Here is a 14,403-nt window from a genome sequence, read left to right as displayed (position 1 = left end):
GCACGACGCGCCCGGACCCTGGTCGCTCGTAGTTTCGACACCCATGTGGGACGTCATCGCAAGATTCTGCAGCCGCTTCGCGGTCCTGATCATCGGATTGTGGGTGCTGGCCGCGGCGGCAGGCAATCTCCTTGTGCCGCAGGTGGAAACCACCGCACACAACCACGCGCGGGGTTTCCTGCCCGCCGATGCTCCGGTGAACCTCGCCGGAGCCCAGATGGATCAGCAGTTCCACGACGGAGCGGGCGGCAACCTCAACTACCTGGTGCTGGAGGGCGATCACCCGTTCGGCGCGCCGGAGCGGGCCTACTACGACCGCCTGCTGAGCGCCTTGCGCGCGGACACCGACGACATGGATTCGGTGATGGACCTGTGGTCCGATCCGGTGACGGCAGCCGGCGCGCAGAGCACCGACGGCAAGGCCGTCTACACGATGCTGCGGATTCGCGGCGAGCTCGGCGCCGCCAAGGCGAACGCCGCGCTGGACGGGGTGCGGCGGATCGTCGCGGCCGCGCCCGCGCCACCGGGCCTGCACGCGTACGTCACCGGCCCCGGCGCCACCATCGCCGATGAACTCTCCGCCATCGACAAGCAGATGCTGATGATCACGGGGGTCACCGTGGTGCTGATCGCCGTGCTGCTGTTCGTCGTGTACCGGTCGGTGATCACGGCGGCGATCCCGCTGCTGACCGTCGGACTGGGACTCGGGGTGGCGCGGGGACTCGTGGCGGTCCTGGGGGAACGGGACCTGATCGAGGTGTCGATCTTCTCGGTGTCCCTGCTGGCCGCGATGGTGCTCGGGGCGGCAACGGATTACGGCATCTTCCTGCTGGGCCGCTATCACGAACAGCGGCGCGCCGGTGTCGACCACGAGGACGCACTGGTGATCGCGAACCGCAGCGTCGCGCCGGTGATCGCCGCGTCTGGCCTCACCATCGCGGCGGCGCTGTCGTGCCTGCTGTTCGCTCAGGTCGGCATGCTGCGCAGCGCCGGATTACCTTGTGCCATCGGCATTCTCACGGGGATGTTCGCCTCGCTCACCTTGCTGCCGGCGTTCATCGGGCTGGCCGGCCGTCATGGTCTGGCACAACCACGTGCCCGCACCGCCGCCGCGGTGCCGGGGCGGAGCTGGCGGCGGGTCGGCACCGTCGTCGCCCGGTGGCCGGGGCCCGTGCTGGTGGCTTCGGCGCTGGTGCTGGTGATCTGCGCACTCCCGGTCGCCGGCGTGCGGCTGGGCTTCGATGAGCTTGCCGCGCAACCGGATACCACCCACGCCAACCGCGGATACCAGGCGATGGACCGGCACTTCCCGCCCAACCGGCTGCTACCGGAGATCGTCTCCATCGAGACCGACCACGACCTGCGCAACCCGGCGGGCGTCATCGCGATCGAACGGGTGACGCGGAAGATCATGGAGATTCCGGGTATTCGCATGGTGCAGTCGGCGTCGCGGCCGGCGGGCTCGCTGCCCGAGCAGGCGGCGCTGACCGACCAGGCCGGCACCATCGCCGACCAGCTCGACGATGGGGTGGCCCAGCTGAGCAAGCGGCTCGGCGCGGTCAATCAGCTCTCCGCCACGTTGGACCAGTTCTCCTCGGCGATAACGCATCTGCAGAACGGGCTGGGCGGCAGCGTCCGTGGCCTCGGGCAACTCGGTTCGGGGATCGAGGCCATGCACGGCGGCATGCAGCAGCTGCGGGACAACGTCACCTCCGTGTCGCAGTACATGGATCCGTTGCGCGGCTTCACCAACGCCAACCCGAATTGCGCGGGCGACGCCATCTGCTCACTGGTGCTCAGGGTGGTCGAACCCATGGATTCCGTGGTGGCGGCCACCGGCACGCTGACCGAGAGCACCGTGGGGTTCGGCGCGGGCACCGCGGAGATGGCGCGCTCGCTGAGCGGCGCGCAGGCGTCGGTACAGGCGATGCGGGCCGCCGTGAACCAACTCGGTGCGGTGACAGCACAATTGACCAAGACCGTCGGCGAGACCCGTGGCATGTTCTCCGGGTTGACGGACTACCTGCGCGGGGTGCGCGCGGATTTCCAGGACAGTGGCGCGGGTGGCTTCTATCTGCCGCAACGCGCGTGGCAGGACCCGCGCTTTCAGCGCGCCGCCGGGTTGTACTTCGCGCCCGACGGCCGGTCGGCGCGGCTGCTCGTCTACGGCGACGGCAAGGTGTTCGGCACCGATGGGGCGCTGCGCTCGCCAGAAATCCTGGCAGCGGTCCGGGAGGCGACGAAAGAGGGCACGCTGGTCCGAAACACCGTGTATGTCACCGGTTTCGGCACCGGAACCGCGGAGCTTCGGGGCTATGTCTCCGATGACTTCCTCCTGCTTGCCGGGGTCGCGCTGGCGCTCGTGTTCCTGATCATCCTGATCATGCTGCGCAGCCCGGTGGCGGCCGCGGTGGTGATCGGCACCGTCGTGGTGTCCTATGTTTCCGCGGTCGGTGTCAGTACTTTCATCTGGCAGGACCTGCTGGGCAAGGACCTGCACTGGGCAGTGCCGTCGATCGCGTTGATCGCGTTGGTGGCCGTCGGCGCGGACTACAACCTGCTGCTGACCATGCGGCTACGGGAGGAAGTGCCGGCCGGGCTGAAGACCGGCATGATCCGGACGTTCGGCGGTACCGGGGGCGTGGTGACCACCGCCGGAATCGTCTTCGGCATCACCATGTTCGCGATGCTGTCGAGTGATGTGCTCAGCATCGAGCAGGTGGGCACGACCATCGGCGTCGGCCTGCTGATCGACACCCTGATCGTGCGGACGTTCGTGGTGCCGGGTATCGCCGGACTACTCGGCCGGTGGTTCTGGTGGTCACCGGTGCCACTGGTGCGTGGGGTCCTGGCCCGGGCGGTCAGGCGGTCACCCGGGCAGTCAAGGCGATCAGTTGGTCGAACAGTCCCGCGAGTTCTCCAGGGCGTCGGTCCAGCGGCGTGAATCCATCTTCGCCGAACTCGGTGAACAGGGACAACGACACCTGGGCGCGGACGTCGAGCATCTGAAAGTTGGCGACGATCTGCCGCCACTGCTCCACGGCGCGCACTCCGCCGTCGGCGCCGTAGGACACGAAACCCACTGTCTTGCCGAACCATTCGGAACCGAGCGAGTCCACCGCGTTCTTGAAGGCGCCCGGGACACCGTGGTTGTACTCGGGAGTGATGAAGACGAATCCATCGCACGCGTCGATCGCGGCGCTCCACCGCTGCACGTTCTCCGATTCGTACTGCTTCTTGGCCGCGGCGGGAACCGTCGCGGCGGTGAGCAGTGGCACGTCGAAGGTTTTCAGGTCGATGAGTTCGAACTGGGCGTCGTCGCGCCCGGCCGCCCGTTCGGCCACCCAGGTGCCGACGCCGGCCCCGGCGCGCCCATCTCGAATCGATCCCACGATGATGCCGATCCTCATGAAGTGCTCCTCTTCTGCGTCGTGACCCCGATGGCGGCTCCTGACAGCCTGCCGAACTCGGTGTACCCGCGCGGAAGAATCGCAACCACTCACATGATCAGTGCCCGGCGTCGAACTCCACCGGCAGCGTCTGCGGCCCACTGACCGCCATCAAGGGCTTCCATGGCGCCGGACCCGTACGACGAATGTTCGGCATCCGCTGCGTCAGGACGGTGAGCGCACGAACCAGTTCCAGCCGTGCGAGGTGCGAGCCGAGGCAGTAGTGCACACCACCACCGAACGTGAGCATCGGCGGCGCGTCATGCCGGGTGATGTCGAACTGATCGGGGTTGTCGTACACGTGCGGATCACGGTTCGCCGCAGCGGTATTGGCGACGACGAGTGAGTCCCGCGGAAAGAAGTATCCTGACAGTTCCACGTCTTCGGTGACATACCGTGGCACGTTGAGGACGATCGGCGCGAACCGCATCACTTCATCGACCGCCTGGGGTACCAACTCGGGATGTGTTGCGAGGAGCGCCCATTGATCCGGATGATCGCAGAAGGTATCTACCGCGGCGGCGAGTTGGTTGCGCGTGGTGTCGGTGCCGGCCGCAAGGATCCCCATGGACAGCATGAGTAATTCGGAATGGCTGAGCCGGTCGCCGTCGTCCTCCGCCCGGATGAGACCCGAAAGCAGGTCGTCGGTCAAGGTGGTTCGGCGCTCCGTGATCATCGCATCGATGTAGTCGTCGAATTTCTGCCAAGCCGTGAGGATTTCGGCTTCGTGGGCAGCCACGTCCCACCAGAACATCTTGAAGATGTCGTCGGTCCAATCCGAGATCATTCGCCAGTCGGTTCGTGGCGCGCCGAACAGTGCGCAGATCACCGGAATGGGATAGGGCTGGGCGACGTCGGCGACGATATCGCAACGTCCCACGGCGGCAACGGGATCGACCAACTCGGCCAGGATCGCGTCGATCAGCGAATCCAGCCTGCCGACGGCTTTCCCGGTGAAGGCCTTGCACACCAACTTTCGGAGCCGAGTGTGCTCATCTCCGTCGAGGCTGAGCAGCGCACTGCCGATGCGGTCCCACAGCGGACCTCCGGTCACTCCTCGCGGTACCAGCCCGCGAACGCCGGGCTGATGAAAGCGCGAGTCGCGCAGGACCGTACGGACCAATTCGTAGCTGAGCACCTCGGGTGCGTGCGGCCCGATGGCCACGGGCGACTGTCGGCGGACCTCTTTGATCAACCGGTGGGCCGCCGCAGGGTCATCGATGGTCTCGTAGTCGATGCGGGGGAGGCCGGCATCCGAGACGTCGACGACGGGGTTCGTGGCAATGGTCATCGATGTCTCCCTCGGATCCGATCAATGCCACTATCGGGCCGAGCCGGGTACGACACATCAGCCGAACGGCGTAATTAACTATCTAGTCGAGCTGCACCGTCAGCTCGGCGCCGGTGGCCGCGACGACGTCGTCGACGCTGACGCCGGGGGCGGTCTCGCGCAGGATCAGCGTGCCGTCCCCGGGCACGTCGATGACGGCCAGGTTCGTGATGATCCGGTCGACCACACCCTGACCAGTGAGCGGCAGCGTGCAGACCGGGACGATCTTCGGGTTGCCGGCCTTGTCGGTGTGCTCCATCAGCACGATGACGCGCGACGCGCCGTGCACCAGGTCCATTGCGCCGCCCATGCCCTTGACCATCTTGCCGGGCACCATCCAGTTCGCCAGATCGCCGGTGCGGGACACCTCCATGCCGCCGAGCACCGCGGTGTCGATGTGGCCGCCGCGGATCATCCCGAATGACAGCGACGAATCGAAGTACGCCGCACCGGGATTCACCGTCACGGTTTCCTTGCCCGCGTTGATCAGGTCGGGGTCGACGTTGTCCTCGGTGGGGTAGGGGCCGGTGCCCAGGATGCCGTTCTCCGAGTGCAGCGTGACGTGGACGTCGCCGGTCAGGAAGCCCGGGATCAGGGTGGGCAGGCCGATGCCGAGGTTGACGTACTCGCCGTCGATCATGTCGGCGGCGGCGCGGGCGGCCATCTGGTCACGGTTCCAGCCGGTCATTTGGACTCCTCTGCCCGCACCGTGCGCTTCTCGATCTGCTTGTCCTGCGGTCCGGTGTGCACGATGCGCTGCACGAACACGCCGGCGAGGTGGACGTCGTCGGGGTCGATCTCGCCGGGCTGCACCAGTTCCTCGACCTGGACGATGGTGATCCGGCCGGCCATCGCGGCCAGCGGGTTGAAGTTGCGTGCGGTCTTGTTGAAGACCAGGTTGCCCGCGGTGTCGGCGCGCAGCGCGTGCACCAGGGCGAAGTCGGCGTTGATCGACTCCTCGAGCACGTAGCGCTTGCCGTCGAATTCGCGAATCTCCTTGGGCGGTGAGGCAACCGCGACCGAACCGTCGGCCGCGTACCGCCACGGCAGACCGCCGTCGGAGACGGGCGTGCCGACGCCGGCCGGGGTGTAGAACGCCGGGATGCCGGCGCCGCCGGCGCGCATCCGCTCGGCCAGCGTGCCCTGCGGGGTGAGCTCCACCTCGAGCTCGCCGGACAGGTACTGGCGGGCGAACTCCTTGTTCTCCCCGACGTACGACGCGGTGACCCGACGGACCTTGCCGAGGCCGAGCAGCACCCCGAGGCCGACGCCGTCGACGCCGCAGTTGTTCGAGAACACCTCGAGACCGGTGGCATTCGACGCGGCGATGGCATCGATGAGTTGGTCGGGGATTCCGCACAGACCGAATCCGCCGACGGCGAGCGTGGCGCCGTCACCGATGTCGGCGACCGCTTCGGCGGCCGAGGCGTACACCTTCGAGGTCATGGCACTCCGTTCATCCAGTAAACGCGGGACCAACTCAACACTGCAGGTCGCTGACAGGGCAAGTCTCTGCTCGAAGCCGGTCAAAAGTGTTCACAGGATGAGCGCTGTCATCAATGGTGTTCATTCAATGAACGCATACGATGTGGTGATGACCGGTCCGAATGTCGTCGCCCGGGTGGGCGCGATGCTGCGGGCAGTGGCCACGGCCGAACCCGACGGGGCGTCCACCACAGAGCTCGGCAAGCTGGCGGGCTTGGCCCGGCCCACGGCGCACCGGCTGCTGACGGCACTGGCCGAGGAACATCTGGTCAGCCGAGACCAGAAAACCGGGCGCTGGTCACTGGGCCCCGAGCTGTACCTGCTCGGTGTCGGTGCGGCTCAGCACCACGATGTGACCGACCAGGCGCGCGCCGTCGTGACACGATTGGCCCGCGAGACCGGCGAGAGCGCGTTCTTCTCGGCCCGCCGCGGCGACCAGACCGTGTGTGTCCTCAGCGAGGAGGGCAGCTTCCCGCTGCGTTCGCACGTCCTGCAGGTCGGTATCCGGTTTCCACTCGGGGTGGCCAGCGCCGGGTTGGCCATCCTCAGTCATCTACCGGCCACGGAAGTCGACGAGTACTTCGCCCGGGAACAGCCCGAAACCAATTGGGGCCCCACGCATTCCGAAGCGGCCATTCGCAAGCGCATCGAGCAGACCCGGCGTGCCGGCTACGCGACGAATCCCGCGCTGCTCGTCGAGGGCAGTTGGGGGATGGCCGCAGCGGTGTTCGACCGGCGTGGCCTGCCCGGCTGGGCGCTGAGCCTCACTGGCGTCGAGACCCGGTTCCGTGCCGGGCGCCGGCGCGAACTGGGGCGGCTGCTCCTCGAGCAGGCGCATGAGCTGTCGGGCCGGCTGCAGGGGTGACCCCCGCGTCGCAGCGCAGCCGGCGGTAGGCGATGGTGGAGTGGTGACTGAACGCGCGCGCATCGACTTTCCGTCCCGTATCGGCGTCTGGTGGGCCAGCGACAGCTGGGCCATGCCGGACGCGCAAGCGGTGGCCCGCGACATCGAAGCGATGGGGTACGGCTCGCTGTTCCTGCCGGAGACCGTCGGCAAGGAATGCCTCACCGAGTCAGCGGCGTTCCTGGCCGCGACCGAGCGCCTGGTGGTCGGCACCGGCATCGCCAACATCCATGTGCGCCTGCCGTCGGCCGCCGAGGCCGGTGCCCGCACGCTGACCGCGCTGTACCCGGGTCGGTTCGTCCTCGGCCTCGGCGTCAGTCACGGGCCGCTGGTGGAGCGCGGCATGGGTGGCACCTACGAAAAGCCGCTCGCCACCATGCGCGGTTATCTGGAGCGGATGGCCGCGGTGCCGGACGCCATCGAACCCGGCGTGGGCCGGCCGCCCCGCCTACTCGCGGCGTTGGGCCCCAAGATGATCGAGCTGTCGGGTAGTCACGCCGACGGCGCGCATCCGTACCTGGTGCTGCCCGCCGCGACGCAGACGACCCGCGAGATCCTCGGGCCGGACAAGTGGATCGTCTCCGAGCAGGCGGTCGCGATCGGCGGCGATGACGCCGACCAACTGCGGCGCGCCCACGACCATCTCACCGTCTACAGCGGCCTGCCCAACTACCGGAATTCGTGGCTGCGCCAGGGCTTCGACGAGAGCGATCTGGTTCGCGGCGGGTCGGACCGCCTCGCCCGGGCGATCGTCGGTATGGGCAGCGTCGAAGACGCCGCCGCCAAGGTGAAAGCGCATCTGGACGCCGGCGCCGACCATGTCGTGGTGCAGGTGCTCGCGGAGCATCCCACTGCCGACCCGCGGCCGGGCCTGCGTGACCTGGCGGGCGCGCTGGGGTTGTAGCCGCGCGCGTCAGCTCTCGGCGGCAGCCTTACGCCGCTGGTACCAGTGCCAGATCATGGGCGTCACCGACGCGACGACGATGACGATGAAGATCGGCTCGATGAGCTTCTGGATGACGGCGAACTGGCCCAGCCAGTAGCCGAGCAGTGTCAGCCCGACGCCCCACACCACAGCACCGAGGACGGTGTAGATGGTGAACACGGCGAAGTTCATCTTTGCCGCTCCGGCCGTCAGCGGTGCCAGCGTGCGCACGATCGGCACGAAGCGGGCGATGACGATCGCGAAGGGACCGCGCCGCTCGAAGAAAGCGTGCGCCTCGTCCAGGTACTTCTGCTTGAGGAACCGCGCATTCGGCTTGAACATCTCGACGCCGATGAACCGGCCGACAAAATAGCCGACGAGGCCACCCAGGACTGCCGCGATCGGGATGAACACGAGCAGCTGCCAGAGCTGGAAGTTGGCCTGCTGCATCTTGTCATCGGCGGTGCCGGCGGCCAGCTTGGCGGCGAACAGGCCCGCGACGAACAGCAGTGAGTCGCCCGGCAGCACAGGGAACAGCACGCCGGACTCGATGAAGATGACCACCAGCAACCCGACCAGCGCCCACGTCCCGAAGTAGCCGATCAGCGTCATCGGGTCCAGGAAGCCCGGCATGGCGGCGATGGTGGTCGTCATGGGGCCCAAAGATACCGGTGCTTGCCGGTGGTTCCGTCAACCGCACATCCCTCGTAGGGTCGGCGCATGGCCACTCACAGGGCAGTTCACGTCGCACAAGCCGACGGCCCGCTCGCAGTTGCGGACGTCGACACCGTTTCGCCGCCGCGCGATCACGTCCGCATCGCCGTCGCGGCGTGCGGGGTCTGCGGCACCGACCGCGAGTTCCATGCCGGGCACTTTCCGGGGCTCTCGTGGCCGATCACCCTCGGCCACGAGATCGCGGGCACCGTCGCCGAGCTGGGCGATGGCGTCGAGGACTTCGCCGTCGGCGATCGCGTGGCGGTGGGCTGGTTCGGCGGCAATTGCAACCGGTGTGTGCCATGCCGTCAGGGCCATTTCATGCAGTGCGTCCGCATGCAGGTACCGAGCTGGCACTATCCCGGCGGATACGCCGAATCGGTGACGGCGCCCGCGACTGCGCTGGCCCGCATCCCGGACGGATTCTCGTTCGCCGAGGCTGCGCCGATGGGCTGCGCGGGCGTGACGACGTTCAACGGGTTGCGGAAGACGCGCGCCAAGGCCGGTGATCTGGTCGCGGTGATCGGGATCGGTGGCCTCGGCCATCTCGGCGTGCAGTTCTCCAGGGCGATGGGTTTCGAGACCGTCGCGATCGCTCGGGGTCCGGAGCGCGAGGCTGCCGCCAAGGAACTCGGCGCGCATCACTACATCGATTCGAACGCCGCGGATGTCGCCGCCGAACTGCAGCGACTCGGCGGGGCGACCGTCGTGCTCGCGACCGCCGCAAGCTCGACGGCGATGGCCGCCACCGTCGGGGGACTCGCACCCGAGGGGCAACTCGTGACGGTCGGCGTCACCCCCGAGCCACTGCCGATCAGCCCACTCGACCTCATCAACGGTGGCTTCTCGGTCACCGGGCATCCGTCGGGTACCGCGCGCGATGTCGAGGAAACGTTGCACTTTGCCGCGCTGACGGGCGTGCGGGCCGTAATCGAGGAACTACCGCTCGGGCAGGCCGCCGAAGCATTCGAGCGGATGAACAGTGGCCAGGCCCGCTACCGGATGGTCTTGACCGTCTGACGGGCCGGGCTACTTGGTGTCCCCGGGTGCCGCACTTCAGCTTCACGTGACTGACATACTGGCCGGGACTGCAGGTTCGCCGAGAGGAAAAACATGCCCATCGCCACGCCCGAGGTCTACGCGGAGATGCTGGCCCGCGCCAAGGAGCACTCCTTCGCGTTCCCGGCCATCAACTGCACGTCGTCGGAAACCATCAACGCGGCGATCAAAGGTTTCGCCGACGCGGGTAGCGACGGCATCATCCAATTCTCCACCGGCGGTGCCGAATTCGGCTCCGGTCTCGGCATCAAGGACATGGTGACGGGGTCGGTCGCGCTGGCCGAGTTCGCCCACGTCGTGGCCGCCAAGTACGACATCACCGTCGCGCTGCACACCGACCACTGCCCCAAGGACAAGCTCGACGGCTTCGTCCGTCCGCTGCTGGCCATCTCGGCCGAGCGCGTCGCCCGCGGCGAGAACCCGCTGTTCCAGTCGCACATGTGGGACGGCTCCGCGGTGCCGATCGACGAGAACCTGAAGATCGCCCAGGAACTGCTGGCGTTGACCAAGGCCGCCAACATCATCCTCGAGGTCGAGATCGGCGTCGTCGGCGGTGAAGAGGACGGCGTCGAGGCCGAGATCAACGAGAAGCTGTACACCAGCTCCGAAGACTTCGAGAAGACCCTCGATGCGCTGGGCTCGGGCGAGAACGGCAAGTACCTGCTGGCCGCGACGTTCGGCAACGTGCACGGCGTCTACAAGCCGGGCAACGTCAAGCTCAAGCCCGAGGTCCTCGCCGAAGGCCAGAAGGTGGCCGCCGCGAAGCTGGGCCTGCCGGCGGGTTCCCAGCCGTTCGACTTCGTGTTCCACGGTGGTTCGGGCTCGCTGAAGTCGGAGATCGAGGACTCGCTGCGCTACGGCGTGGTGAAGATGAACGTCGACACCGACACCCAGTACGCGTTCACCCGTCCGGTGGCGGCGCACATGTTCACCAACTATGACGGCGTCCTGAAGATCGACGGCGAGGTCGGCAACAAGAAGGTCTACGACCCGCGCAGCTACCTGAAGAAGGCCGAGGCCTCGATGACCCAGCGCGTCATCGAAGCGTGCAACGACCTGCACAGCACGGGCCGCAGCGTTTCGGCGGGTCGCCTGTCCAGCTAGACAGCACCGCGTGGCCGGTTACGACGCAGGAATCGCGAAATTCTGTGTCGTGGCCGGCCATTCGGCGTTCATGGCCGAGTGACCGCGTGTCAGGAGCACCGTGCCCAGCACGGCGACTGCCGCGATGGCCGCGATCACCAGCACCAGCGCGATGACCCAGCCCCAGCTGCGTCGGTCTTTCGGCGGCTTGACAGCACCGGGGATCAGCTGCGGCGCGGCCGGCGGCATCAGCTCGGTGTCCGGGTCCGGCAGCGGGGTGATGATCTGTGTCTTGCCGTCGAAGCCCGACGGCGCGGTGAAGCGCCGGACCGGGATGGTCGGGTCGGTCGCCGGATCCGCGGGCTCGAAGATTTCGGTTGCCGCTGCGGCGTCGTCGGCTGTCGAGGCAGCGCGCTGATCGGCATCGCGACGGCTGTCCGGTCCCGTCGGGTTCGACATGGCGGCTGGGTTCGACATGGGGGTGACTGTCCTCCCGAGATCAGGGTCGCGCACTGGGGCCGATGCGTCCTGGAGCAGGCCGCGATGTCCTACCTGGAGCTTAATCGCCCGCCTGCGGTATCTCAGCGAGCGGCCGCACGGCACAATGGCGGCCATGACGCGAATGGGTGATCTGCTGGGTCCGGAGCCGGTGCTGCTGCCTGCCAACTTCGAGGCCGAGGACGCTCTGGCCGCGGGTAAATCCGCCACCGACGTTGCTGCGGCGCATCCGACGGCGTCGGTCGCGTGGGCCGCTCTGGCCGAGGCCGCGCTCGCCGATGGTCAGACCATCACCGCGTACGCCTACGCCCGCACCGGTTACCACCGCGGCCTGGATCAGTTGCGCCGCAACGGCTGGAAGGGCTTCGGCCCGGTGCCGTTCGCGCACGAGCCGAACCAGGGTTTCCTGCGCTGCGTGGCGGTGCTGGCCAAGGCCGCGGACTCCATCGGCGAGCAGGACGAGCACCTGCGCTGCCTGGATCTGCTGGACGACTGCGATCCCGCGGCCCGCGGCGAGCTGGGTCTCTAGTCCGCTTCGCAGTGGCAGCCGTCGGTCTCCGGCGGCTCCACCTGGACGGTCGCGTGGTCGAGTCCGCGGGCGGACAGCACGGCGCGTGCCGACTCGAGGACGCGCGCCGAGTCTGCCGCCGAGGTGAGGTGCGCGGTGGCCATGTCCTTGCCGGGCACGAGGGTCCACACGTGCAGGTCGTGCACGTCGGTGACGCCGTCGACGGCGGCCAGTGCTTCGCGCAGCTCCTCGACGTCGATGTGGCTGGGTGAGGACTCCGACAGGATGCGCAGCGCGGCGCGAGCCAGCGCGATGGCGCGCGGCAGCACCCACAGCGCCACCAGGACGGCGACGACGACGTCGGCGTACGGCCAGCCCGTGGTGACGTTGACGATGCCCGCGATCAGGACGCCGACGCTGCCGACGGTGTCCGCGACGACCTCCATGTAGGCGCCTTTGACCGCGAGGCTGCTGTCGGCGTCGGACCGCAGCAGCAGGACCACGACGAGGTTGGCGAGCAGTCCCGCGAGCGCGACGACGATCATCGGCACACCGGGAATCTCCGGCGCGTTCCCGATGCGCTCGACGGCTTCGTAGAGGATGAACGCCGCGACGCCCATCAGCAGGGCAGCATTCGCGACCGCGGTGAAGACCTCGGCGCGGTGCCAGCCGTACGTACGGGCGGCCGACGTCGATCCGCGACGGGCGAGTAGGACGGCGCCCAGGCCCATGAACATCGCGACGAGGTCGGTCAGCATGTGCCCGGCGTCGGCCAGTAGCGCGATCGAGTTGATCAGCAGCGCGGTGGTCAGCTCGATGACGAAGAAGACGCTGAGTACGGCTGCGGCGATGATCATGCGGCTGGCGCGCGCGTTCGAGCCGTGGTTGTGGTCGTGTCCGGCACCCATGCCAGCAATATATGCAGAACTACGCATATGTCGCAAGGCCCACGCCCCGCGGGGGCTACCAGGCGGACCAGAACCGGGTCAGGGCGCTGCCGATCATCGCCAGTCGCGGCGGTACGCCGGCCAGGCTGACGGCCGAATAGACGACGTTGAAGAACAGCCGGTTCAGCTCGGGGACGATCAGGAGCAGCATCAGCACGAGGAAGCCCCATTGCCGGGCGGGCAGCAACGCGCGCTGCGTGTCGGGGCTCAGGTGCGGTTCCAGCGCCCCGTAGCCGTCGAGGCCGGGGATGGGCAGCAGGTTCAGGAACAGCGCTGTCACCTGCAGGAACCCCAGGAACGCCAGACCCGCCCAGAAGACCGGATGGTCGGTGTCGAACAGCACCGCGGTGGCGACCAGCAGGACGATGGCCAGCACCAGGTTGGCGAACGGGCCGGCCAGGCTGACCAGCGTGCGCTGCCGCGGCGTCATGTACTCGGTGCGTACGTACACCGCGCCGCCGGGCAGACCGATGCCGCCGAGGGCGATGAACAGGGCAGGCAGGCCCAGCGACAGCAGCGGGCTGGCGTACTTCGCCGGGTTCAGCGTGAGGTAGCCGCGTAGCTCGACATCGCGGTCACCGAACCGCCAGGCGGTGTAGGCATGGCCGAATTCGTGCAGGCAGAGCGACACTGTCCACCCTGCGATGACGAACACGAAGACGCCGGCGTAGGCCAGTGGCCACACCTCCGCGCCGCAGAACCAGGCCACGGCGCCGCCGGCAGCGGTCAGGGCCACGATCGCCCAGAAGACGGGGCTGGGACGGACTGCGCGCCGCACAGGCATGCTCATGACTGCAAACTAGCCGACCCGCAGCCAACCCTCGATATGGCGGTAGAACGCCGACCGCCGCGCCGGGCGGGCGGCCGCCACGCCGTCGCGCTCGACCAAAACTCCGGTGCTGCCCAGTTGGGCGGCACGGCCCGTGACCCAGCCCCGGCCGGGACCCGAACGCCCGGCTCCGATGGCTCGCGCGCGCAGCCCCGGCATGCCGGGGAGTGGTTCGATGACGACGCCCGTGGACTCGCCGTCGAACAGCACCGTGTCGTCGACGACGGCCTCTCCGGTGATTGCGTCACCGCCGGACGGCAACCAGCGCGCGGACCGGACGATCACCGCGCCGGTCTCGTCACGGATCAGCGGAACACGTTGGGCGACACCGTTTCTGGCGCGGCGCGCGGCGCCGAGTCCGCCACCGGACAGGGGTGGGACGAAGCCGACCTCGACGTCGAGCCGGTCGTCGCGGAGCAGCCGGGCCAGGGTGGTCGACAGGTCGGCATGGCCGCCGACGACGATCACCCGGACGGCGTCTTCGGGGATCGTCAGAGCACTGGCCTCGGACACCGTGAGGGACGTCAGATCCGCCAGTGCGCGGGGGATCCGGCGGTCGCCGAAGACCAGCGCGACGACCCGGTCGGAAACCCCGCCGGACACCTCTCTGGCGGTCAAGGCCATTCCTCTCGTCCTGCTGGGATAAGGTTGCTCACCGGCTGCCACTGTATT

The 14,403-nt window shown here is 68.1% G+C and carries 15 protein-coding genes; 6 read left to right on the top strand and 9 right to left on the bottom strand.

Annotation, left to right across the window (positions count from 1 at the left end):
• The first annotated feature begins 43 nt into the window (after positions 1–43).
• Positions 44–2,944: an MMPL/RND family transporter gene (locus ACWW1C_RS25525; RefSeq protein WP_455980857.1), complete on the top strand. Its 2,901-nt coding sequence runs from the start codon at positions 44–46 to the stop codon at positions 2,942–2,944.
• Here ACWW1C_RS25525 and ACWW1C_RS25520 read toward each other — a convergent pair.
• The 4 genes from ACWW1C_RS25520 to ACWW1C_RS25505 form a co-directional block, all read right to left on the bottom strand.
• Positions 2,862–3,410, bottom strand: coding sequence for an NADPH-dependent FMN reductase (locus ACWW1C_RS25520; protein WP_455980856.1), 549 nt, complete (start codon positions 3,408–3,410; stop codon positions 2,862–2,864). The two genes, ACWW1C_RS25525 and ACWW1C_RS25520, sit on opposite strands and share 83 nt — an antisense overlap.
• A gap of 97 nt (positions 3,411–3,507) precedes the next feature.
• Positions 3,508–4,740, bottom strand: coding sequence for a cytochrome P450 (locus ACWW1C_RS25515; RefSeq protein ID WP_455980855.1), 1,233 nt, complete (start codon positions 4,738–4,740; stop codon positions 3,508–3,510).
• Between the two features lie 82 nt (positions 4,741–4,822).
• Complete coding sequence (locus ACWW1C_RS25510; RefSeq protein WP_455980854.1) at positions 4,823–5,467, bottom strand: 3-oxoacid CoA-transferase subunit B; 645 nt, start codon at positions 5,465–5,467, stop codon at positions 4,823–4,825.
• Positions 5,464–6,225: a CoA transferase subunit A gene (locus tag ACWW1C_RS25505; protein WP_455980853.1), complete on the bottom strand. Its 762-nt coding sequence runs from the start codon at positions 6,223–6,225 to the stop codon at positions 5,464–5,466. Before ACWW1C_RS25505 ends, ACWW1C_RS25510 begins: the two co-directional genes overlap by 4 nt.
• Before the next feature lie 148 nt (positions 6,226–6,373).
• On the opposite strand from ACWW1C_RS25505, the gene ACWW1C_RS25500 reads away from it, so the two are divergent.
• Both ACWW1C_RS25500 and ACWW1C_RS25495 read left to right on the top strand, forming a co-directional pair.
• A complete protein-coding gene (locus ACWW1C_RS25500) occupies positions 6,374–7,129 on the top strand; it encodes an IclR family transcriptional regulator (protein WP_455980852.1) in 756 nt (251 codons plus the stop codon).
• Positions 7,130–7,172: 43 nt separating this feature from the next.
• Complete coding sequence (locus ACWW1C_RS25495; protein WP_455980851.1) at positions 7,173–8,072, top strand: LLM class F420-dependent oxidoreductase; 900 nt, start codon at positions 7,173–7,175, stop codon at positions 8,070–8,072.
• A gap of 9 nt (positions 8,073–8,081) precedes the next feature.
• Here ACWW1C_RS25495 and ACWW1C_RS25490 read toward each other — a convergent pair whose 3' ends face one another.
• Complete coding sequence (locus tag ACWW1C_RS25490; RefSeq protein ID WP_455980850.1) at positions 8,082–8,747, bottom strand: DedA family protein; 666 nt, start codon at positions 8,745–8,747, stop codon at positions 8,082–8,084.
• Between the two features lie 66 nt (positions 8,748–8,813).
• Between ACWW1C_RS25490 and ACWW1C_RS25485 the strand changes: the two genes are divergently transcribed.
• Positions 8,814–9,827, top strand: a complete 1,014-nt coding sequence (locus ACWW1C_RS25485; RefSeq protein ID WP_455980849.1) for an alcohol dehydrogenase catalytic domain-containing protein — start codon at positions 8,814–8,816, stop codon at positions 9,825–9,827.
• 93 nt (positions 9,828–9,920) lie between these two features.
• Entirely contained in the window at positions 9,921–10,970 is a 1,050-nt protein-coding gene (fbaA, locus tag ACWW1C_RS25480) for a class II fructose-bisphosphate aldolase (protein WP_455980848.1), read from the top strand.
• A gap of 18 nt (positions 10,971–10,988) precedes the next feature.
• On the opposite strand, the gene ACWW1C_RS25475 is transcribed toward fbaA, so the two are convergent.
• Positions 10,989–11,426 (bottom strand): hypothetical protein, encoded by a 438-nt coding sequence (locus ACWW1C_RS25475; protein ID WP_455980847.1) that lies wholly within the window; start codon positions 11,424–11,426, stop codon positions 10,989–10,991.
• A gap of 136 nt (positions 11,427–11,562) precedes the next feature.
• On the opposite strand from ACWW1C_RS25475, the gene ACWW1C_RS25470 reads away from it, so the two are divergent.
• Entirely contained in the window at positions 11,563–11,976 is a 414-nt protein-coding gene (locus ACWW1C_RS25470) for a DUF3151 domain-containing protein (RefSeq protein ID WP_267318632.1), read from the top strand.
• On the opposite strand, the gene ACWW1C_RS25465 is transcribed toward ACWW1C_RS25470, so the two are convergent.
• Genes ACWW1C_RS25465 through ACWW1C_RS25455 form a run of 3 tightly spaced genes read right to left on the bottom strand, consistent with a single transcriptional unit; the run spans position 11,973 to position 14,349 of the window.
• The gene (locus tag ACWW1C_RS25465) at positions 11,973–12,863 is read right to left on the bottom strand and encodes a cation diffusion facilitator family transporter (protein WP_455980846.1); all 891 of its coding nucleotides are present in this window, start codon (positions 12,861–12,863) and stop codon (positions 11,973–11,975) included. The genes ACWW1C_RS25470 and ACWW1C_RS25465 overlap by 4 nt on opposite strands.
• A gap of 55 nt (positions 12,864–12,918) precedes the next feature.
• Entirely contained in the window at positions 12,919–13,692 is a 774-nt protein-coding gene (locus ACWW1C_RS25460; RefSeq protein ID WP_455980845.1) for a site-2 protease family protein, read from the bottom strand.
• Positions 13,693–13,701: 9 nt separating this feature from the next.
• Positions 13,702–14,349, bottom strand: coding sequence for a peptidase M50 (locus ACWW1C_RS25455; RefSeq protein ID WP_455980844.1), 648 nt, complete (start codon positions 14,347–14,349; stop codon positions 13,702–13,704).
• Between the last annotated feature and the right edge of the window lie 54 nt (positions 14,350–14,403).

It is taken from the genome of Mycobacterium sp. HM-7, from assembly GCF_053852335.1.
Note: the sequence above shows the minus strand (reverse complement) of the source record. Positions and strands in the feature narration are given on the sequence as shown.